This is a genomic window from Saccharopolyspora dendranthemae (assembly GCF_007829955.1).
GTDB lineage: Bacteria > Actinomycetota > Actinomycetes > Mycobacteriales > Pseudonocardiaceae > Saccharopolyspora > Saccharopolyspora dendranthemae.
Map to the genome: position 1 here is coordinate 949,991 of NZ_VIWX01000001.1, position 20,427 is coordinate 970,417.

Below are 20,427 nucleotides of genomic sequence, written 5' to 3' on the forward strand. Positions count from 1 at the left end.
CTACAGGACGAAGGTGTCGTTCCACAGCTGCGTGGTGCGCCCCGACAGGGCCTCCAGCAGCGCGGCGGCCTGGTCGTCGGTGAGCGAGGCGATGAAGTCGATCACCGCGCGGCCCCGCGCCAGAGTCGTCAGATCGGCGTCGGCGGGCAGCACGTCCCGGGGCAGTTCGTCGAACTCCTCGCGAGCCAGGTCGAACAGGTCGCGCAACCGGTGCGGTGCGACCTCGAGATCATCGACCAGCCACTCGTCGAGGGCCTCCACGAGGTTGCTGATCAACCGGTCCTGGCCGCGCTGGTGCAGGGCGAGGTCCGGGCGCTGCAGCACGAAGTGCCGGTGCACGAACTTGAGCACCTGCACCTCGTGCCACTGCGCGGGGGCCAACGCCACGTGACCGGAGCGGGGCTGGACGGCCCGGTCGACGCGAATGCCCTCGACCAGCCGCCGCGTCCAGTCCCCGGAGAACCGCGCCACGGCCTGCTCCGCCTGCTGCGATCGGTCGAAGGGCACTTCGAGCAGGTCGATCGCGAGCTCGGTGCGCACCTTCTTCACCGCGTCGGTGAACGCCTCGTCGTCAGCGATCCAGGCGTCCTTGGCGTGGATGCGGCGGCGGAGCAGCTCCAGGGAGGCGCCGGGCCGCGAGTCGCCCGCGGCGACGTGCTCCTCGGCGGCGAACTCCACGCTGTGGCCGAGCCACTCCTGCAGCTCGTGGTGGACCGACGTGAACTGGAGGATGCCGACGCGGTGGAAGTCCTCCAGGTCGTGGATCGCGTAGGCGATGTCGTCGGCGGTGTCCATGATCGACGCCTCGACCGTCTGCTGCCACTCCGGCACCGCCTTCTCGAACGGGATCCGCGCGTCGAGCAGGTCGTCGAGCTCGGTGCTGTAGGCGGAGAACTTCGCCGCCCCGGTACCCGGCGCACCGGCGGGCTCCGACGCGCCGCGCGGCAGTTCGGCGGCCTGCCCGGGAACGGGCGACTGCCTGGTCCACGGGTACTTCAGCAGCGCCGCACGCACCGCTGCGGTCAGGTCGAGGCCCTTGCCCTCGACGCCGCGCACGTCGATGCGGGTGACCACGCGGTAGGTCTGGGCGTTGCCCTCGAAGCCGTCGGGCAGCGCGAAGCGCTCGCGCGCCAGCCGGTCCAGCACGCTCTCCCCCAGGTGCCCGAACGGTGGGTGCCCGAGGTCGTGGCCGAGCCCGGCGGCTTCGACGACGTCCAGGTCGCAGCCGCCGAGCTCGTCGAGCTTGGCGCTGGTGACCGGGTCGGCGAGCAGGCGTTCGGCGATCGCGCGGGCCACCTGGGCAACCTTGAGGCTGTGCGTGAGCCGGTTGTGCAGCAGCAGGCCGGAGCCGGAGGGGCTCACGACCTGGGTGACGCCGCCGAGCCGGGCGAAGAAGGCCGAGGCGGAGATCCGGTCGCGGTCGGCCCGGAACGGGCTCGCGGCCAGGTCACCGGGCATGGTGTGCCCGGTCCGGTCACTGCGGCGGGCGGCGCGTGCGTGCACTTCCTCCATGCGGTCAAGGTATCGGCGACCACCACGCGCGCCCCACGGCGGTCGTGATCTGATGATCGGGTGGCGGATGTCGTGGTGGTCGGGGGCGGACCCGCAGGTCGGGCCGCTGCTTCGGCCTGCAGCGATGCCGGTCTGGCGGTGGAGCTGGTCGATCCGGCGCCGCGCAGCGGCTGGGCGAGCACGTTCGGGTCCTGGGTCGACGAGCTGCCACCGGACGTCGCCGCGCTGTCGACGGTGATGGACCGCGTTCGCCTGCACGGCACGAGCGCGCACGTGTGGCAACGGCCCTACGCGGTGCTGGACAACACCGCGTTGTGGAAGCACCTGTGGCGGGCCGACGTCACCGAGGTGACCGGCCGCGCGGTGGCCGCCGAGCACGGGCCGACCGGTTCCACGGTGATCCTCAAGGACGGCAGGAGGTTGGCGGCCGGCGTGGTCGTCGACGCCACCGGACCTGCCAGGGTGCTGTCCGGCGGCCGCCCACCTCATCCTCCCGCGCAGCAGACCGCGATCGGCTGGGTCGTCGATTCCGCCACCGCCGGTGCCTTCTGCGGTCCCGGTGAGGGCGTGTTCATGGACTGGCGGTCGGCGCCGCGCACCCGCGGCGGCTGGCCGACGTTCCTCTACGCGGTCCGGCTGGGACCGGACCGGGTGCTGCTGGAGGAGACGTCGCTGGCCCGCCGTCCGGCGCTGCCCCTCGCCCTGCTGCGGCGCAGGCTCGCCGGACGCTTGTCCGACGCCGGGATCGACCCGCAGGCGCAGCTCGGCGAGGAGCGGGTGCGGTTCCCGGTCGATGATCCGCTGCCCCGCCCCGGCAGGGTCGTGCCGTTCGGCGCGGCGGCCGGGTTCGTGCACCCGGCCAGCGGGTTCAGCGTCGCGCGGGCGCTGCTCCGGGCGCCGTGGCTGGCAGCGGCGCTCAGCGGGGGCCTGACCACCGGACCTGCCACCGCCGCCAGGGCGGGTTGGCAGGTGCTGTGGCCTCCGGACGCCATCGCCGCCCACGTCCTCCGGCAGCGGTCGCTGCGCGCCCTGCTCTCCCTGCCGCCCGAGGCGGTGCCGGACTTCTTCGAGGCGTTCTTCTCGATGCCCGAACCCCACCGGATCGAGTTCCTCGCCGGTGAGGGCACCTCCGCGGGCACGGCCCGCGCCATGTCGGCGCTGTTCGCCCGGGTGCCGTGGAGCGTCCGCCGTAGCATCGTCTGGGGCGGGATGTCGCTCGGACGTCCACCGGCCAAGCACGGTCTCGGCGGAAGTTGATCTGAGTCAGATCTCGGGTGAATTTCCGGCGAAATGGCGTCCGCTTATTCTTCCGACGCAAGACGCACACATCACAAAACCATTTTCGAGCCGACCTATTCACGGAACGTTCACGGAGCGTGCAGGGCTTTACCCGATAGGCTTTGGGCATTGTCTACGCAGGGTGAGCAGGCAGACTCGGTATGACGTGCCCAGTGCCACACACCGTTCGTCCGGCTGATGCTAGGCGCTGGTCAAGCACGCTAAGTTGGTCGGCGGGAATGGCGGCGCTCCGCCGAAGTGGAGGAGCTGAGATGTCGGTGAACAGATCGTGAACACGGTCGCTGGAGAAACATGAGTCGAGGCAATATCGACTCCGTGCTCACGCTGGTGGACGAAGTGCGCTTCGCGTTCCAGCCATTGATCAACATCAAGACCGGTGCCATCGTCGCGATCGAGGCGTTGGCTCGGCCTGCGGGTGCGCACGTCCAAGACCTCTTCCAGGAGGCGGCGCGCGTCCGGCGGCTCACCGAGCTCGATGTGAACCTGGCGGTGAACGCGGTGCAGGCGGCTGCGGAGCACGAGTCGCTGCTCCCGCTGCACCTGAACCTCTTCGGCGGCACCGTGGTGCACGACCGCGACCGGATCCAGCTGCTGCGCGACAAGCTGCGCGAGGTCGGCAGGCGCGAGCAGGAGATCACCCTGGAGATCGGCCCGCCGTTCGCGCGGATCGACCCCGACCAGCTGCTGGAGGGGGTCGAGAAGCTGCGGTCCGACGGCTTCCAGATCGCCCTCGACGGCGTCGGTAAGGGCGACATCCCGCTGACCCTGATCGGCGACATCGGCCCGGCCACGATCAAGCTCGACCGAGGTGTGGTGCAGGGGCTCCCGGACGACCCGGCCCGCGTCGCCGTCGTCGAGTCGGTCCGCCACCTGTGCGAGGCCACCGAGAGCCAGCTGGTCGCCGAAGGGGTGGAGAGCGACCGCCAGCTCAACGCGCTGCGCCGCAACGGCGTACGCCTGGTGCAGGGCAACCTGCTCGCCCCGGCCGGCCGCAGGCCACCGACCACGAGCACGGTCCCGGGCGTGGCCGCCGAGGTCACCGACCCGCAGGCCCCTTCGGTCAACACCCTGGCCAGCGGGCCGCGCGTCACCGAGTTCCTGTCCCCCGCGACGGCCCTGTCCATCGACGTCACCGCCGACAAGGTGCGCGAGGTGCTGGCCGACCACACCGAGATCAGCGGTGTCGTGCTCGTGGACGAGCAGAACCGGCCGCGGTACACGATCGACCGGAACCGCTTCCTGCTGGCGGTCACCGGCCCGTACGGGCACGCGCTGCACGCCAAGCGCCCGGCCTCGCGCCTGGCGGACGAGCCGCGCGTGGTCACCACCGCCACCACGGCGATGGAAGCTCTGAGCATGGTCACCCGCTCCGACCAGTACCGGATGTACGACGACGCGATCGTGGTCGACGAGGCGGGGCGGTGCCTGGGCGCCGTCCGGGCAGGCGACCTGATCCGCGGCATGGCCGAGATGAAGGTCGAGGAGGCCGCTGCGCTCAACCCGCTGACCCGCCTGCCGGGCAGCGAGTCGATCGCCCGCGACGTGGCCCGCCGGATCGCCGCCGGGGAGATCTTCGCGGTGAGCTGGCTGGACATCGACGAGTTCAAGTCGGTCAACGACACCTCCGGCTTCTCCGCGGGCGACGACGTGATCCGCTCGATCGGCCGCACTCTCACCGACGCGGCGGCGGCGTTGACCTCGGTGCAGGTCGGCCACGTGGGAGGCGACGACTTCCTGCTGGTCGCAGACCTGGACGACCTGGTGACGCTGGCCGACTCGGTGCTCGGCCCGGCGCGCGCCGCGGGCGACGTGGAGATCACCGTGTCGCTGGCGACGCTGGTGTGCACGACGCAGACGGTCTCCGACTACGACCAGGCCTCCCGCAAGCTCGCCCCGCTCAAGCACTACGCCAAGCAGCTCACCGGCTCCAGCTGGGTCATGTCCCGGCCGGGCACGGACCGGATCGAGGTCCTCCGGGGCCAGACTCCCGGGACGCCCCCGGCGGAGACCCCGTTCAGCAGGACCCCGCCACCGGCGCCCCCTGCTCAGGGACCGCCGCCATCACCGCCCCTGGGATTCCCCACCCAGGACCCGGAGCAGATGCACCACGGGCGCTGAACGCGAAGCAGCCCCCGGCACGCGTGCCGGGGGCTGCTCACATCCGAGGTTCCCCCGCCCGCGGGCAGGGGCACACCGCCTCGGAGACGGTCAGACGGTGAAACCGAGGGCTCGGAGCTGCTCGCGCCCTTCCTCGGTGATCTTCTCGGGACCCCACGGGGGCATCCAGACCCAGTTGATCCGGAAGTCCGAGACGAGCCCGCCACCCGGGCCGCCGCACAGGGCTGCGCGGGCCTGGTCCTCGATGACGTCGGTCAGCGGGCAGGCCGCCGAGGTCAGCGTCATGTCCACCGTGGCGGAGTTGTCCTGCTCGACGCGCACGTCGTAGACCAGCCCGAGGTCGACGACGTTGATGCCCAGCTCGGGGTCGACCACGTCGCGGAGCGCCTCTTCGACGTCCTCCAGCTTGGCGACCTCCGCGGCCGGGGCGGCCTGCTCGGGCAGGGCGTCGGCATTGCGCGCCACGTCGTCCTGCACTTGGGTTTCGTCGCTCACGTTGCCTCCTGAAAGTCTCTGCTCACTCTGGCCCGGAGCCGTGCTGTCGAGCAAGCGGCGAAGCCGCTCCCCCGTCACCTCGCCTCAGCACCCGGCGCCGTCGCGGGTCCTGAGCGGCTTCGTGGTGAGGACGGCGAACCACGTTCATCCCTGGGATCGGGAGACGGCGTCCTTGAAGGCCATCCACCCGAGCAGGGCGCACTTGACCCGCATCGGGTACTTGGCCACACCGGCGAAGGCGATGCCGTCTTCCAGCACGTCCTCGTCCGGTTCGACCTTGCCGCGGCCGTGCATCAGCTCGCTGAAGGCTGCCTCGGTCTCCAGCGCGTCCTTCAACGGCCTGCCGACGACCAGATCGGTCAGAACGGACACCGCCGCCTGGCTGATCGAACAGCCCTGCCCCGCGTAGGAGACGTCTTCGACGACGGCGTTCTCGTTCTCGCCGGTCAACCGCACCCGCAGCGTCACCTCGTCCCCGCAGGTCGGGTTGACCTGGAAGGACTCGGCGTCGAACGGTTCCCGCAGCCCGTGCCGGTGCGGGTTGCGGTAGTGGTCCAGGATGATCTCCTGGTACATCTGCTCAAGCTGCATGTCGCGATCCTCGGCGGTATCGGACCGGCTAGCGGTCACGCCAGGTCTTCGGGATCAGACGACGCGGAAGAAGCGCTGCGCCTCGCGCACCGCGTCCACCAGCGCCTTGACCTCGTCCAGTTCGTTGTACAGGTAGAACGACGCGCGCACGGTCGCGGGAATTCCCATCCGCCGGTGCAGCGGCCACGCGCAGTGGTGGCCCACCCGGACCTCCACGCCCTGGTCGTCGAGCACCTGACCGGCGTCGTGCGGGTGCACCCCGTCGATCACGAAGGACACCGCACCACCGCGGTTCTCGGTGTCCTCGGGGCCGATGATCCGGACCCCGTCGATCGCTCCGAGCTCGCGCAGCGCCGCCTCGGTGAGCGCGTGCTCGTGCGCGGCGACCCGGTCCATGCCGACACCGGTGAGGTAGTCGACGGCCGCACCGAGCCCGACGACCTGCGAGGTCATCGGCACGCCCGCCTCGAACCGCTGCGGCGGCGGGGCGAACGTGGAGCGCTCCATGTGCACCAGCTCGATCATCGACCCACCGCTGATGAACGGCGGCATCCCGTCGAGCAGTTCGCGCCGTCCGTAGAGCACGCCGACCCCGGAGGGACCGAGCATCTTGTGCCCGGAGAACACCGCGAAGTCCACGCCCATGGCCTTGAAGTCCACGGGCGCGTGCGGCACCGACTGGCACGCGTCGAGCACGACCAGCGCGCCGACCTCGTGGGCGCGGCGGATGATCTCCTCGCCGGTGTTGACGGTGCCCAGCACGTTGGACTGGTGGGTGAAGGCCACGACCTTGGTCCGCTCGGAGATCACCCCCGAGACGTCGGAGGTGTCGAGCCGGCCCTCGTCGGTGACGCCGAACCAGCGCAGCGTGGCACCGGTGCGCTCGCACAGCTGCTGCCACGGCACGAGGTTGGCGTGGTGCTCCATCTCGGTCACCACGACCTCGTCCCCGGGGCCGAGGCGGAAGCGCTCGGCTTCCGCCCCGGCCGTCGCGGCGTTGCTCATGGCGTACGCGACGAGGTTCACGCCCTCGGTGGCGTTCTTGGTGAACACCACCTCGTCATCCCCGACGCCGATGAAGTGCGCGATGCGTTCCCGCGCGCCTTCATAGGCGTCCGTGGCCTCCTCGGCCAGCTGGTGCGCGCCGCGGTGCACGGCCGCGTTGGAGGTCTCCAGGAAGGAGCGCTCCGCGTCGAGCACCTGGCGCGGCCGCTGCGAGGTCGCCCCGGAGTCGAGGTAGACCATGCGTTTGCCGTCGCGGATGGTGCGCCCGAGGATCGGGAAGTCCGCGCGGATCTCCCGGACGTCCAGGGGCACAGCCGCGTCCGCTGCGGTACTCCCACCAGTGGTGCGAAGAGGCTGCTGGGTCATGACTGGCCGGCCGCCTCCTTCTTGCCGGTGAACCGCACGTAGCCGTTGGCCTCGAGCTCGTCGGCGAGCTCGGCACCACCGGACTCGACGACCTTGCCGTCGGAGAACACGTGCACGCGGTCCGGGGTGATGTGCTGGAGGATCCGGGTGTAGTGGGTGATCAGCAGAACACCCTTGTCGCCCTTGCCCTTGAAGCGGTTGACGCCGTCGGAGACGACGCGCAGCGCGTCGACGTCGAGGCCGGAGTCGGTCTCGTCGAGGATCGCGAACTTCGGGTTGAGCAGGTCGAGCTGCAGGATCTCGTGGCGCTTCTTCTCGCCGCCGGAGAAGCCCTCGTTGACGCTGCGCTCGGAGAACGACGTGTCGATGTCCAGGTCGGACATCGACTGCTTGACCTCCTTGACCCAGTGCCGGATCTGCGGGGCCTCACCGCGCACGGCGGTGGCGGCGGTGCGCAGGAAGTTCGACATCGACACGCCCGGAACCTCGACCGGGTACTGCATCGCGAGGAACAGGCCCGCGCGGGCGCGCTCGTCGATCGACATCTCGAGGACGTCCTCGCCGTCGAGCAGCACGGTGCCCGAGTCGATCTGGTACTTGGGGTGACCCGCCAGCGCGTAGGCGAGGGTCGACTTGCCGGAGCCGTTGGGGCCCATGATGGCGTGGATCTGACCGGAGTCGATGGTCAGGTTGACGCCCTTGAGGATCGGCTTCGCGCCTTCCTCGGTGAGGACCGAACCGTGCAGGTCCTTGATCTCCAGGGTGGCCATTTCTTCTCGTTCTCCTGGTGTGGTGGTACCGAAGGTCTGGAATCGATCGTGGTGCGCTCAGGCGCCGACGACTGCGAGCTCTTCCTCGATCTCGGCTTCGAGGCGCTCGCGCACCTCGGGAACGTTGATCTTCTGCAGCAGCTCGCCGAAGAAGCCGCGCACGACCAGGCGCCGGGCCTGATCCTGCGGGATGCCCCGGGCCTGCAGGTAGAACAGCTGCTCGTCGTCGAACCGGCCGGTGGCGCTGGCGTGGCCGGCGCCCTCGATCTCGCCGGTCTCGATCTCCAGGTTCGGCACCGAGTCGGCCCGCGCACCCTCGGTCAGCACCAGGTTGCGGTTGAGCTCGTAGGTGTCGGTGGCCTCAGCAGCGGCCTGGATGAGCACGTCGCCGATCCACACCGAGTGCGCCGAGTCGCCCTGCAGCGCGCCCTTGTAGAGCACGTTGCTGCGGCAGTTGGGCACGCTGTGGTCGACCAGCATGCGGTGCTCCAGGTGCTGGCCCGCGTCCGCGAAGTAGATGCCCAGCAGCTCGGCGTCGCCGCCCTTGTCGGCGTAGTTGACGGTGGTGTTGACCCGCACCAGGTCGCCGCCGAGGGTGACGGCGAAGTGGCGGAACACCGCGTCGCGGCCGAGCGTGGCGTGCTCGGAGCTGACCTGCGTGGCATCGGCGGCGAAGTCGTGGATGGACACGACCCGCAGCTGCGCGCCGTCGGCGACGACGAACTCGACGTTGTCGCCGATGGTGCCGGAGCCGCGGTAGTCGATGACGACCACGGCTTCGGCGAACTGCTCGGCGCGGATCTGCAGGTGGCCGAAGGCGACCTGGTCCGCACCGGGGCCGTCGACCGTGACGGTGATCGGCCCGGAGGCCTTGGTCTCCTTGGGCACGGTGACGACGGTGGCCTCGGTGAACGAGCTCCAGGCCTGCGCGGCGACGCGGTCGGCGGGCACTCCGCCGTTGCCGATGCGCGCGTCGTCGCGGCCCACGGTCTCGGCCGTGGCCTCACCGGTGACCTCGATCTTGAGGTTGCCGGTGGCGGTCGCGGATCCGTCGTGCAGGCCCTTGAGCCGCTTCAGCGGGGTGAACCGCCAGTTCTCCTCACGACCGCCGGGGACCTCGAAGGCCTCGACGTCGTAGGAGCGGAAGCGCTCGCCCCGGGAGGCCTGCGGGATCACAGGCCCCCCGTGGGAGTGCTCGGTCAAGCCGTGCTGAGCGGCGTCGGTCTCAGTGGTGCTCATCTTTAGCCGACGGCCCCTTCCATCTGCAGCTCGATCAGTCGGTTGAGTTCCAGCGCGTACTCCATCGGCAGCTCGCGCGCGATGGGCTCGACGAAGCCCCGGACGATCATGGCCATCGCCTCGTCCTCGGTCAGACCGCGCTGCATCAGGTAGAACAGCTGGTCATCGCTGACCTTGGAGACCGTCGCCTCGTGACCCATGGTCACGTCGTCCACGCGGACGTCGACGTACGGGTAGGTGTCCGAGCGGCTGATGGTGTCGACCAGCAGCGCGTCGCACTTCACGTTCGACGAGGAGTGGTGGGCGCGCTTGGCGACCTTGACCAGACCCCGGTACGAGGTGCGGCCACCACCACGGGCGATCGACTTGGAGACGATCGTCGAGGAGGTGTGCGGCGCCAGGTGCTCCATCTTCGCGCCGGCGTCCTGGTGCTGGCCCTCGCCGGCGAACGCGACGGACAGGACCTCGCCCTTGGCGTGCTCGCCCATCAGGAACACCGAGGGGTACTTCATGGTGACCTTGGAGCCGAGGTTGCCGTCGACCCACTCCATGGTCGCGCCCTCTTCAGCCTTGGCGCGCTTGGTCACCAGGTTGTAGACGTTGTTCGACCAGTTCTGGATCGTCGTGTAGCGGCAGCGGCCGCCCTTCTTGACGACGATCTCCACGACAGCCGAGTGCAGCGAGTCGCTGGAGTAGATCGGAGCGGTGCAGCCCTCGACGTAGTGCACGTAGGCACCCTCGTCGACGATGATCAGCGTCCGCTCGAACTGGCCCATGTTCTCGGTGTTGATCCGGAAGTAGGCCTGCAGCGGGATGTCGACGTGCACGCCCGGCGGCACGTAGATGAAGGAGCCACCCGACCACACGGCCGTGTTGAGCGCGGAGAACTTGTTGTCACCGGCCGGGATGACCGAGCCGAAGTACTCCTTGAAGATCTCCGGGTGCTCGCGCAGCGCCGTGTCGGTGTCCAGGAACAGGACGCCCTGCTCCTCCAGGTCCTCGCGGATCTGGTGGTAGACGACCTCGGACTCGTACTGCGCGGCGACACCCGCGACCAGCCGCTGCTTCTCCGCTTCCGGGATGCCCAGCTTGTCGTAGGTGTTCTTGATGTCCTCGGGCAGGTCTTCCCAAGTCTGGGCCTGCTGCTCGGTGGACCGCACGAAGTACTTGATGTTGTCGAAGTCGATGCCCGACAGGTCCGCGCCCCAGTTCGGCATGGGCTTGCGGTCGAACAGCTTCAGGGCCTTCATGCGCGTCTCGAGCATCCACTCGGGCTCGCTCTTCTTGTCCGAGATGTCGGTGACGACGTCCTCGGACAGACCTCGCTTGGCGGAAGCGCCCGCGACGTCCTCATCGGCCCAGCCGTATTCGTAGTTGCCCAGCGTCGCCAGGGTTTCTTCCTGGGTGAGCTGACCAGAACCGTCGGTGGTGGGATTGCGCTGCTCCGCAGCGGCAGTCATACGGACTCCCCTCCAGCAGGAATCGGGGCGGTCTTCTGCCGGTCCTTCGGGACCGAACCGGCAGAGGTCTGTTCGGCGTCCGGGCTCTGGCCCGGATCCGTCAACCGCGCGGTTGGTACGTGCGTGGTGCAGGCCGCATCACCGTTCGCGATCGTGGCCAGCCGCTGCACGTGGGTGCCGAGCACTTCGGCGAACGCCGCCGTCTCGGCTTCGCACAGCTGCGGGAAGTCCGCAGCTACGTGCGCCACCGGGCAGTGGTGTTGGCAGAGCTGCTCGCCGCTTCCGACGCTGCGCGCCGAGGCAGCGTAGCCCTCCCGGGTGAGCGCGTCGGCGAGTACCTCCGCGCGCTCGGCCGGGGTCCGGGCGTTGACGAGCGCGTCGCGGTGATGGGCCACGAGGGCTGCCATCCTCCGCTCGGCGAACTCGCGCACCGCCTGTTCCCCTTCGTTCTCGGCGATGAACCGCAGCGCGGCCACCGCCAGGTCGTCGTAGGCGTGCCCGAACCTGGCCCTGCCTGACTCGGTGAGCAGGTAGAGCTTCGCCGGCCGGCCACGGCCTCGACGACCGCGCGGAGAGGACTCCCGGGTGTAGGCCTCACCTTCGGCGACCAGCACGTCCAAGTGCCGGCGCACCGCGGTGGGGCTGACCCCGAGTTCTTCGGCCACCGCCGCAGCGGTGATCGGCCCCCGTTCCAGCAGCAACCGCGCAACCGTGTGACGGGTCCTGCCGTCGCCTTGCGCAGCCGCGCCGGGGTGGCCCGCAGGCCCCGTCTCGGTGGCGGCTGCGGTCGGCGTCGACGTCCCGACCTTTTTCACAACACGAATGTTACCTATTTCGATCGCACACACCAGGGCGCGGGGCGGGCACGTGATCTGACTCACGCGATTAGGCTGCGTCCTCGTGGCTGCAGGCGAAATGACGGACCAGGCGGAATTGCTCCCCGGATCGGACTCATCCGAACGGACGAGCACGTCGCCGATCGACCACGCCGAACGGAGGCAGCTCGACCACATCCGCCGCTTCGGCACCACCGGTTCTCTGATCCTGGCCGCCGGTGCGTTCGGCGCCGGTGCGAACCCGGTGATCAACCCGCTCTACGGCGCCCGCCTGCTCGGCCTGCTCACCCGGATGCCGACGGTCGCGATGGCGATCTGCTGGCTCGGGATGCTCATGATCGTCGCGGCCTGGCTGTGGCTGGGCCGGCTGTGCCTGCCCGGTCGCGAGCGGATCGTCGGCGTCGGGCAGCTCGCGCGCACCGCCGGGATGTGGGGCCTGCCGCTGGCGCTGTGCCCACCGCTGTTCAGCACCGACATGTACAGCTACCTCGCCCAGAGCGAGGTGGCCGCGCGCGGGCTCAACCCGTACCTGGTCAGCCCGCTCATCGGCCTGGGCGTGGACCACCCGTTCACCAGCAACGTGCCCAACATCTGGCGCGACACGCCCTCCCCCTACGGCCCGCTGTTCCTGATGTTCGGCGAGCAGATCTCGCGGATCATCGGCGACAACGTGATCTTCGGCGTGCTGATCTGGCGGGTCGTGATGCTGTGCGGTCTGGCGATGGCGGTGTGGGCGATCCCCCGCCTGGCCCGCCGCTGCGGGGTGCACCCGACCGCCGCGCTGTGGTTGAGCGTGGCCAACCCGATCGTGCTGTTCCACGTGATCAGCGGCATGCACAACGAGGCGCTGATGGTCGGCATCATGCTCACGGCCATCGAGCTGGGCCTGCGGTTCCAGTCGATCGCGGGCACCGCCGGCGCCGGCGCGCTGCTGACGATCGCGGGGGCGATCAAACCGCCGGGCTGGATCGCGCTCGGGTTCTTCGGCATCTGCCTGGTGCTGCTGCAGGGCGGTCGATGGCGCGACCTGTTCCGCGTCGGCGGTCTGCTGGGCGCGGTGTTCCTGGCCACCATGACGGTGATCACCGTGAGCAGCGGCTGGGGCCTGGGCTGGATCGACACCTTCGACGTGCCCAACCGGGTCAAGACCATCATGGCGCCGCTGACCGCGTTCGGCATGAGCGGCGGCGGGGCGTCCATGCTGCTGGGCCTCGGCAACCACACCGACGCGATGCTGGCCATCACCAAGATCATCGGCTACCTGATCGTGGCGGCCGTGTGCCTGTGGATGCTGTGGCTGTCCTTCCGCGGGCGCATCCAGCCGCTGGTGGCCATGGGCGCGACGTTCCTCACCCTGGCGCTGGCGGTGCCGGTGTTGTGGCCCTGGTACCTGCTGTGGTCGGTGGTGCCGCTGGCGCTGTCGACCAACAGCTCCCGGTTCCGGGTCACCGCGACGGTGATCTGCGCGGCCGTGTCCCTGGTGGTCCCGCCGACCGGCGCCGGATTCCTGCTGCGCGCCTACCAGGTTCCGCTCGCCGTGATCGCCGCGCTCGTCGCTTTCACGATCATCGTGCTGCTGGTGAGGAAGCGCATGCCCGTTCTCTGGCCCACCCTCGGCCGTCCCGGCTCCACCACGCAATAGGCTGTCAATCCGTGAGCAACGAGAGTCCGGCCGTCCGTCTGCGCGGGCTGGAGAAGCGCTTCGGGGACACCACCGCGGTCGCCGGGCTCGACCTGTGCCTGCCGCGCGGCAGCGTGCTCGCGCTGCTGGGCCCCAACGGCGCGGGCAAGACCACGACCGTCGAGATCTGCGAGGGCTTCCAGCGCCCGGACGGCGGAGAGGTCCGCGTCCTGGGCCTCGACCCGCGCACCGAGGGCGAGCAGCTGCGCCCGCGCATCGGCGTGATGCCGCAGGGCGGCGGCGCTTACCCGGGCGTGCGCGCTGAGGAGATGCTGCACCTCGTCGCCGCGTGCACCGCCACCCCGCTCGACCCGGCCTGGCTGCTGGAGGTGCTGGGCCTGGAGTCGGTGCGCCGGACCTCCTACAAGCGGCTCTCCGGGGGCCAGCAGCAGCGCTTGTCGCTGGCCTGCGCCCTGGTCGGCCGCCCGGAGCTGGTGTTCCTCGACGAACCGACCGCGGGTCTGGACCCGCAGGCTCGCCGCCTGGTGTGGGACCTGATCGCGGCGCTGCGCCGCGATGGCGTGAGCGTGCTGCTGACCACGCACCTGATGGACGAGGCCGAGGCTCTGGCCGATCGGGTCGTGATCGTCGATCACGGCCGCGCGGTCGCCGACGGCACCGCCGAGGAGCTCACCGCACCGGCCGACGGCAAGCAGGAGCTCCGGTTCCGCTCGCAGACCGGGCTGGACCTGGATCTGCTGCTCGCGGCGTTGCCCGAGGGGTACAAGGCCGAGGAGCTGCGGCCCGGCGACTACGTCGTGCGCGGCGAGATCAACCCGCAGGTGGTGTCCACCGTGACCGCGTGGTGCGCCCAGCACAGCGTGCTGGCGCACGAGCTGCGGGTCACCCGCCGCAGCCTGGAGGACGTCTTCCTGGACCTGACCGGACGGGAGCTTCGATCGTGACCGCCGAGCTCGGCGACCGGTTCCCCGGAGGAACCTTCAAGCCCGCCCCCGGCCGGGGCCGCCCGCTGCGGATGCTGGCCGCGCAGACCCGCATCGAGACGCTGCTGATCATCCGGCACGGCGAGCAGGCCCTGCTCACGCTGATCATCCCGATCGCGCTGCTCATCGGCATGAGCGTCATCCACATCGGCGACCTGCCCGAGCCACGGGTGAACTCGGTGATGCCGCGCATCCTGGCGCTGGCGGTGATGTCCACGGCGTTCACCGGCCAGGCCATCGCCCTGGGCTTCGACCGCCGCTACGGCGTGCTCAAGCGGCTCTCGGCGACCGCCCTGCCGCGCTGGACGCTCATCTCCGGCCGGGTGCTGGCGACCCTCCTCGTCGTGGCGTTGCAGGCCGTGGTGCTGGGCGTGACGGCACTGCTGCTGGGCTGGTCACCGGACCTGTCCGGGTTGCTGCCCGGCGTCGGCCTGCTGGTGCTGGGAACGCTGGCCTTCGGTGCCGCGGGAGTGCTGGTCGGCGGCTCGCTGCGCCCGGAGATCGTGCTGGCCCTGGCCAACGCGATCTGGTTCGTCCTGCTGCTGGCCGGAGGCCTGGCCCTGCCCGCCGACGACCTGCCCGGACCGCTCGCCGCGATCGCCGGGTTCCTGCCCTCGGGGGCGCTGGCCGAAGCCCTCGACGCCGTCCTGGTCCACGGCGCGCTGCCCGGCGTGCAGCCGATCGTCGTTCTCCTCGCCTGGGGAGTCGCCTGCGGGGCCACCGCGCTGCGCACCACCAAGCTGACCTGACGGCGTAACCGACCGCGGGAACACCACCTGGCGACGGGGGTCCCTACAGTGGCGGCATGACGAAGATCGCTCGCCATGCCAAGGCATCTCTCGAATTAATCCACGCGATGATCTACTTCGCACCGGAGGCCGAGGACCGGTTCACCGCCCTCGGTCTCAAGCCCGGCCGGATGGGCTACTACGCGGGCCGCTCGGCTGCGATGGGCCCGGTCGGCGCTGGTGTGGTCGCCGCGACCTTCTACAACTTCAACCCGGTGTCGGTCGCCAAGTCGATCCCGGCCGCCTGGGACATCGCCTCCCCCGCCGAGGTGCTGGACGCGCGGCTGGACGCCGTGGACGCCGCGCTTCACCGGCTGCTCGGTGACGAGGTGCTGGCCTCCGACGACGTCGTCGAGGCCGCGGAGCTGGCGCGGATCGCCTCCGGCGACTGCAGCCCGGAGGGCAAGCCCCTCTACGCCGGGCACGCCGACCTCGCCTGGCCGGAAACCCCGCACCTAAAGCTGTGGCACGCGATCACGCTGCTGCGCGAGTTCCGCGGCGACGGCCACATCGCGGCGCTGCAGCAGGCCGGCATCTCCGGCATCCAGTCGCTTGTGCTGCACAGCAGCGTGCCCGGCGGTTTCACCCCCGAGGCCGCGCGCACGCTGCGCGAGTGGTCCGAGCAGGAGTGGGCCGAGGCCACCGAGCAGCTGCGCGAGCGCGGCCTGGTCGACGCCGAGGCCGTGCTCACGGAGCAGGGCGAGCAGTTCCGCGAGGAGATCGAGGTCCGCACCGACGAGATGGCGCTGGCCCCGTGGAAGGCGCTCGGCGAGGAGCGCACCGCCACTCTCGTCGAGAAGGGCGGCAAGCTCAGCAAGGCCCTGGCCGGGGCGGGGGCGCTGCCGTCCGGCCTGTTCAAGTGACCGGGACTGCACTGGCGTGACCTGCGGGCGGGGAGATCCGAGCGGCGGAATACCATTCAGTTGTGGCGCTACCTACTTGGATCTCCCGCCCGTCACCGCGCACCGTGCGGATCCTCGCGATCGCCGTGCTGGTGACGCAGGCACTGATCTCGGTGACCGGTGTGACCGTCCGCGTGACGGGCTCGGGCCTGGGATGCCCGACCTGGCCGCAGTGCTTCCCGGGCAGCATGGTCCCGATGCCGCACGCGGAGGTCGCCGCCCTGCACCAGGCGATCGAGTTCGGCAACCGGCTGCTGACCGGGGTCGTCGGCTTCATCGCGCTTGCCTGCTTCCTGGCGGCGTGGCGCTGCCCGCCCCGCCGCACGCGCCTGGTCCGGCTGGCGCTGCTCATGCCGCTCGGCGTGGTCGCGCAGGCGATCCTCGGCGGGATGACCGTGCTGGTGGACCTGGCCTGGTGGAGCGTCTCCGTGCACTTCATGGCCTCGGCGATCCTGATCTGGCTGGCCGCGTTGCTGGTCAAGGCCACCACCGAGGGCGATCGCGAACCGCTGGGGATCGTGCCCAAGCCGATGCGACGCCTGCTGACCGCCCTGGTCGTGGTCACCGCGGCCGTTCTGGTGGCGGGCACGCTGGTGACCGCTGCCGGTCCGCACGCGGGCGACCCGGACACACCTCGCCTGGGCCTCGCGGTCACCACCGCGGTCCAGCTGCACGGCCTGCTGGTGATGGCCTACGTGCTCATGCTGGCGGTCTTCGGCGCCTGGCTGCGCTCGGCCCGCCCCACCAAGGCTCTGATCAAGGCCTACATCACCGCCTGCGCGATGGTCCTGGTGCAGGGCGCGATCGGTTCGGTCCAGTACTACCTGGGCGTCCCGGAGGCCATGGTCGTGCTGCACGTCGCCGCCGCCACGGGCGTGATCATCACGACGGCGGCCCTGTGGACGGAGTCCCGCAACCGGGGTCCGCTCCCCCACCCCGAGGTCGCCGAGGAGCAGGAGTCCGTGGCGGTCTGACCGCGACGAACCGCAGCCCTGGGGCTGTTATGCATGCGGCGGAGCCGCATCCTCTTCACCACCTGAGCAGCCGGCACCGCCGCGGGTTCTGACACGTCGTCTGGCGAGTACGCCGCGACGCCGATGTCCACCCCCTGGGTAAGCGGCATACATCAGGAGTGGCGCACGGAGTCCAGGCGGCGTGTCAGGTTCCGCCACCCGCACCGCCACGCAAACCGACCACTGAAACAACGCCTCAGAACCGGAGCTTGGGCTTGCCCTCTCGCTCCCAGCGCCGCCAGAGCTCCGGCATCTCACCGGAGAGCCACTTGTAGAACTCGTTGACCGTCCGCAACCGGCGGGCGCGTTCGCCCTGCCCGCTGAACATGCGCAGTCCCGTGGCCGTGAGCGCTTCGAGGTCGGTGACGCGTTCCATGCGCTGGCGCACCAGCGCGGGCCAGCGGTCCTCCTCCACCTGGTAGAGGGCGGCTTCGCGGCCTTGGCGGGTGGTCTTGGAGATGACCCCGAGGCGCATCAGGAGCCGGACGTTGGTGCTGATCGACCCGGTGCTGGCGGCCAGCGCGTGCGAGAGCTCGCTGGCGGTGCGCTCCGGCGGGTCGCAGATCAGCAGGAACGCGAGGATGCGGCCGGCGATCAGCGGCATCCCCTCGGTCGCTTCGAAGTGCGCGGCCATCTGCTCGATCCACTCGGACATGGCCGGTCGGTCGGTGCGCTGCAGGTAGTCGTCGGCCTCGGACACGCCGCCTCCCCTAGATCGAGTTCAGTATCCGCTGAAAACATAAACCACAACGAACGACTCGACCAGCCCGCAGCGGCGGCATGTCCGGGAAGCGCCAGGTCAGCGGGCTCGCGGACCGGCCATCTTGCGACGGTGCGCGGCGCCGATCTTCAGCGCGGCGGTGGTGTCGGCGTCCCACTCGCTGGAGGTCAGGCCGTCAACGGCCTCGACCAGCGCCTCGCCGACCGCGGGGCTGGTGACCATGACGTCGCCGAGGCGGCCGTCCTCACCGACCAGCACCACGCGGGCGCCGGCGCGGCCGATGTTCTCCACCACCGCGCGGGCCGATCCGCCGTGGTCGGCGACGAACGCCTTGGCCACGGCCAGGGCCTTGGGGGTCGGCGCGGTGCTCTGCTCGGTGTCCTTCTCGGCTGTCATGCCGGGATCCTAAACAGCTCCCGCGCCCGGGAAGAACCGGTCGTTGCGCACGACACTCGATCTCGGGCGTTTCCCGGGGCGCGAACCGCGCGCGACGAGCAGGAGCCGCCGAAGATGGGAGCGGGTGGTCGCGGGCGGGATGATCCACGGTGGCCGCCGCGTTGCTCCTGACGGAACAGAAGCGAGCCCTGCGAAGGAGAAGACACATGCGCGCGATCCGGGTGGCGACCAACGGTGGTCCGGAGGTCCTCGAACTCGGTGAGGTCGAGGTGCCCGAGCCGGGCCCGGGGCAGCTGCTCGTCGACGTCGCCGCGGCCGGGGTGAACTTCATCGATACCTACCAGCGCAGCGGCGTCTACTCGATGCAGCTGCCCTTCACCCCGGGTTCCGAGGGCGCGGGCGAGATCGTCGCCGTGGGGCCGGACGTCGACGGGTTCTCCGTCGGCGAGCGGGTGGCGTGGGCGATGGCGCCCGGCAGCTACGCCGAGAAGGCGCTGGTCCCGGCGAGCATCGCGGTCAAGGTTCCCGAGGGCGTCTCCGCCGACACCGCCGCCGCCGCGATGCTGCAGGGCATGACGGCGCACTACCTGGTGACCTCGACGCACCGGGTCGCCACCGGCGAGACGGCGCTGGTGCACGCGGCGGCCGGCGGCATGGGTCTGCTGCTGACCCAGCTGATCAAGGCCCGGGGCGCGAACGTCATCGGCACCGTGTCCACCGACGAGAAGGAGCGGCTGGCGCGCGAGGCCGGAGCGGACGAGATCATCCGCTACACCGACGCCGACGTGGCCGCCGAGGTCAGCGACCTCACCGACGGGCGCGGCGTGGACGTGGTCTACGACGGCGTCGGGAAGTCGACCTTCGAGGCGAGCCTGGCGAGCCTGCGGCCGCGCGGCACGCTGGCGCTCTTCGGGGCCTCCAGCGGCCCGGTCCCGCCCGTCGACCCGCAGCGGCTGAACTCCAGCGGCTCGCTGTTCCTGACCCGGCCGTCGCTGGCGCACCACATCCTCACCCGCGACGAGCTCGACTGGCGCGCCGGTGAGGTCTTCGACTGGATCGCCGAGGGCACGATCACCATCCGGGTCGGCGACACCTACCCGCTGGCCGACGCCCGCAAGGCTCATGAAGACCTCGAAGGCCGCCGGACCACCGGCAAGCTCCTCATCCGCCCCTGACGTTCGTGGGGTGGGGAAGTTTTCATGAAAACTTCCCCACCCCACGAACGGAACGGTCAGACCCGAGGAGCGGAACGGTCAGCGGCCTACCAGGGCCAACCGAGGACCGGGAGGCTCAGGGCCGAGTCCACCGCGAGCGCCACGAACACGATCATCAGGTACGTGTTGGACATGTGGAACAGGCGCATCGGCTTGGTCGGGACGCCGCGCTTGGTCGCCGCGTGCAGCCGGTGGGCGAGCACGATGAACCAGGCACCGGAGACCGCGGCGAAGGCCGCGTAGAGCCAGCCGGTGGCCGGGACCAGCAGCAGCGTCCACGCCACCATCAGCCAGGTGAACAGCACGATCTGCCGGGACACCGCCGTCGGCTGCGCCACCACCGGCAGCATCGGGACACCGGCGCGCTCGTAGTCGTCCTTGTACTTCATCGCCAACGACCAGGTGTGCGGCGGCGTCCAGAAGAACACCACGCCGAACATCACCAGCGCGGGCCAGTCGATGCGGCCGGTCACCCCGGCCCACCCGATCACCACGGGCATGCAGCCCGCCGCGCCGCCCCAGACGATGTTCTGCACGGTCCTGCGCTTGAGGACCATCGTGTAGATGAAGACGTAGAACAAGATCGTGACCACGGCCAGCACGCCCGCCAGCAGGTTCGTGGCGGCCCACAGGACCAGGAATGATCCGGCGCCCAGCGCGATGCCGAAGATCAGCGCGTGCCGATTGGAGACCGTGTGGCGCACCAGGGGCCGGGCCCGCGTGCGCTTCATCACCTGGTCGATGTCGGCGTCGACGACGCAGTTGAGCGCGTTGGCGCTGCCGGCGGCCATGGTTCCGCCGACGAGCGTGGCCAGCACCAGGAAGGGCGAGGGGATGCCGCGCACGGCCAGCAGCATGGCGGGGATCGTGGTGACCAGCAGCAGCTCGATGACCCGCGGCTTGACCAGGCCCAAATAGGCTTTGAGCAGGTCAGCGACCTTGCGGGCGGGCTGACGGGAGAGGTGCGCGGCGGTGGTCACGACGCTGCGCTCACCGCTGACATGGCACTCCCCGCACTTGCTGATCGCACTCCCGCTGGTCCCGGAGAAGAACGGAACCGAACCGTTAAGCAATAGT

General features: G+C 70.3%; 19 protein-coding genes. 8 read left to right on the forward strand and 11 right to left on the reverse strand.

From position 1 onward, the window contains the following. Positions 1–1,512: a deoxyguanosinetriphosphate triphosphohydrolase family protein gene (locus FHU35_RS04280; protein WP_145737047.1), complete on the reverse strand. Its 1,512-nt coding sequence runs from the start codon at positions 1,510–1,512 to the stop codon at positions 1–3. A gap of 60 nt (positions 1,513–1,572) precedes the next feature. Here FHU35_RS04280 and FHU35_RS04285 point away from each other — a divergent pair, with 60 nt between their 5' ends. Both FHU35_RS04285 and FHU35_RS04290 read left to right on the forward strand, forming a co-directional pair. After that, positions 1,573–2,769 (forward strand): lycopene cyclase family protein, encoded by a 1,197-nt coding sequence (locus FHU35_RS04285; RefSeq protein WP_145737053.1) that lies wholly within the window; start codon positions 1,573–1,575, stop codon positions 2,767–2,769. A gap of 333 nt (positions 2,770–3,102) precedes the next feature. Beyond that, positions 3,103–4,929 (forward strand): GGDEF domain-containing protein, encoded by a 1,827-nt coding sequence (locus tag FHU35_RS04290; RefSeq protein WP_145737057.1) that lies wholly within the window; start codon positions 3,103–3,105, stop codon positions 4,927–4,929. Between the two features lie 90 nt (positions 4,930–5,019). Here FHU35_RS04290 and FHU35_RS04295 read toward each other — a convergent pair whose 3' ends face one another. The 7 genes from FHU35_RS04295 to FHU35_RS04325 all read right to left on the reverse strand — a co-directional run bounded on the left by FHU35_RS04295 (position 5,020) and on the right by FHU35_RS04325 (position 11,670). After that, a complete protein-coding gene (locus FHU35_RS04295; protein WP_145737058.1) occupies positions 5,020–5,424 on the reverse strand; it encodes a metal-sulfur cluster assembly factor in 405 nt (134 codons plus the stop codon). Between the two features lie 144 nt (positions 5,425–5,568). Then, a complete protein-coding gene (gene sufU, locus FHU35_RS04300; RefSeq protein WP_145737059.1) occupies positions 5,569–6,015 on the reverse strand; it encodes a Fe-S cluster assembly sulfur transfer protein SufU in 447 nt (148 codons plus the stop codon). Between the two features lie 54 nt (positions 6,016–6,069). Further along, on the reverse strand, positions 6,070–7,386 hold the full coding sequence (locus tag FHU35_RS04305) for a cysteine desulfurase (RefSeq protein WP_145737060.1): 1,317 nt from the start codon (positions 7,384–7,386) through the stop codon (positions 6,070–6,072). Continuing rightward, positions 7,383–8,156 carry a Fe-S cluster assembly ATPase SufC gene (sufC, locus tag FHU35_RS04310; protein ID WP_145737061.1) on the reverse strand — a complete coding sequence of 258 codons (774 nt, stop codon included), beginning with the start codon at positions 8,154–8,156 and terminating at the stop codon, positions 7,383–7,385. The genes FHU35_RS04305 and sufC overlap by 4 nt, the downstream gene beginning before the upstream one ends. A gap of 57 nt (positions 8,157–8,213) precedes the next feature. Then, positions 8,214–9,395, reverse strand: a complete 1,182-nt coding sequence (gene sufD, locus FHU35_RS04315; protein ID WP_145737062.1) for a Fe-S cluster assembly protein SufD — start codon at positions 9,393–9,395, stop codon at positions 8,214–8,216. A 2-nt stretch (positions 9,396–9,397) separates the two neighbouring features. Then, positions 9,398–10,855 carry a Fe-S cluster assembly protein SufB gene (gene sufB, locus FHU35_RS04320; protein WP_145737063.1) on the reverse strand — a complete coding sequence of 486 codons (1,458 nt, stop codon included), beginning with the start codon at positions 10,853–10,855 and terminating at the stop codon, positions 9,398–9,400. Then, positions 10,852–11,670 (reverse strand): helix-turn-helix transcriptional regulator, encoded by an 819-nt coding sequence (locus tag FHU35_RS04325; RefSeq protein WP_145737064.1) that lies wholly within the window; start codon positions 11,668–11,670, stop codon positions 10,852–10,854. The genes sufB and FHU35_RS04325 overlap by 4 nt, the downstream gene beginning before the upstream one ends. 85 nt (positions 11,671–11,755) lie before the next feature. On the opposite strand from FHU35_RS04325, the gene mptB reads away from it, so the two are divergent. The 5 genes from mptB (at position 11,756) to FHU35_RS04350 (ending at position 16,980) form a co-directional block, all read left to right on the forward strand. After that, positions 11,756–13,333: a polyprenol phosphomannose-dependent alpha 1,6 mannosyltransferase MptB gene (mptB, locus tag FHU35_RS04330; protein ID WP_246110059.1), complete on the forward strand. Its 1,578-nt coding sequence runs from the start codon at positions 11,756–11,758 to the stop codon at positions 13,331–13,333. Between the two features lie 11 nt (positions 13,334–13,344). Continuing rightward, the gene (locus FHU35_RS04335; RefSeq protein WP_145737065.1) at positions 13,345–14,277 is read left to right on the forward strand and encodes an ABC transporter ATP-binding protein; all 933 of its coding nucleotides are present in this window, start codon (positions 13,345–13,347) and stop codon (positions 14,275–14,277) included. Next, positions 14,274–15,065, forward strand: a complete 792-nt coding sequence (locus FHU35_RS04340) for an ABC transporter permease (RefSeq protein WP_425474096.1) — start codon at positions 14,274–14,276, stop codon at positions 15,063–15,065. The genes FHU35_RS04335 and FHU35_RS04340 overlap by 4 nt, the downstream gene beginning before the upstream one ends. Before the next feature lie 56 nt (positions 15,066–15,121). Then, positions 15,122–15,967, forward strand: coding sequence for an SCO6745 family protein (locus tag FHU35_RS04345; protein WP_145737066.1), 846 nt, complete (start codon positions 15,122–15,124; stop codon positions 15,965–15,967). A 62-nt stretch (positions 15,968–16,029) separates the two neighbouring features. Beyond that, entirely contained in the window at positions 16,030–16,980 is a 951-nt protein-coding gene (locus tag FHU35_RS04350) for a COX15/CtaA family protein (RefSeq protein WP_186459249.1), read from the forward strand. A 235-nt stretch (positions 16,981–17,215) separates the two neighbouring features. Here the strand turns inward: FHU35_RS04350 and FHU35_RS04355 are convergent, their stop codons facing one another. Both FHU35_RS04355 and FHU35_RS04360 read right to left on the reverse strand, forming a co-directional pair. After that, complete coding sequence (locus FHU35_RS04355; protein WP_246110060.1) at positions 17,216–17,719, reverse strand: GbsR/MarR family transcriptional regulator; 504 nt, start codon at positions 17,717–17,719, stop codon at positions 17,216–17,218. A gap of 99 nt (positions 17,720–17,818) precedes the next feature. After that, complete coding sequence (locus FHU35_RS04360; protein WP_145737067.1) at positions 17,819–18,136, reverse strand: hypothetical protein; 318 nt, start codon at positions 18,134–18,136, stop codon at positions 17,819–17,821. Between the two features lie 206 nt (positions 18,137–18,342). Between FHU35_RS04360 and FHU35_RS04365 the strand changes: the two genes are divergently transcribed. Continuing rightward, complete coding sequence (locus tag FHU35_RS04365) at positions 18,343–19,311, forward strand: quinone oxidoreductase family protein (protein ID WP_145737068.1); 969 nt, start codon at positions 18,343–18,345, stop codon at positions 19,309–19,311. 86 nt (positions 19,312–19,397) lie between these two features. Here the strand turns inward: FHU35_RS04365 and FHU35_RS04370 are convergent, their stop codons facing one another. Then, the gene (locus FHU35_RS04370; RefSeq protein ID WP_246110061.1) at positions 19,398–20,330 is read right to left on the reverse strand and encodes a heme o synthase; all 933 of its coding nucleotides are present in this window, start codon (positions 20,328–20,330) and stop codon (positions 19,398–19,400) included. Positions 20,331–20,427 lie beyond the last annotated feature (97 nt).

Bases quoted from the DNA above. Each gene is read 5' to 3' on its own strand.
- FHU35_RS04280 (WP_145737047.1), bottom strand. From the start codon at position 1,512: ATGGAGGAAGTGCACGCACGCGCCGCCCGCCGCAGTGACCGGACCGGG.
- FHU35_RS04305 (WP_145737060.1), bottom strand. From the start codon at position 7,386: ATGACCCAGCAGCCTCTTCGCACCACTGGTGGGAGTACCGCAGCGGAC.
- FHU35_RS04365 (WP_145737068.1), top strand. From the start codon at position 18,343: ATGCGCGCGATCCGGGTGGCGACCAACGGTGGTCCGGAGGTCCTCGAA.
- sufB (WP_145737063.1), bottom strand. From the start codon at position 10,855: ATGACTGCCGCTGCGGAGCAGCGCAATCCCACCACCGACGGTTCTGGT.
- FHU35_RS04290 (WP_145737057.1), top strand. From the start codon at position 3,103: ATGAGTCGAGGCAATATCGACTCCGTGCTCACGCTGGTGGACGAAGTG.
- FHU35_RS04360 (WP_145737067.1), bottom strand. From the start codon at position 18,136: ATGACAGCCGAGAAGGACACCGAGCAGAGCACCGCGCCGACCCCCAAG.
- sufD (WP_145737062.1), bottom strand. From the start codon at position 9,395: ATGAGCACCACTGAGACCGACGCCGCTCAGCACGGCTTGACCGAGCAC.
- sufC (WP_145737061.1), bottom strand. From the start codon at position 8,156: ATGGCCACCCTGGAGATCAAGGACCTGCACGGTTCGGTCCTCACCGAG.
- FHU35_RS04345 (WP_145737066.1), top strand. From the start codon at position 15,122: ATGACGAAGATCGCTCGCCATGCCAAGGCATCTCTCGAATTAATCCAC.
- sufU (WP_145737059.1), bottom strand. From the start codon at position 6,015: ATGCAGCTTGAGCAGATGTACCAGGAGATCATCCTGGACCACTACCGC.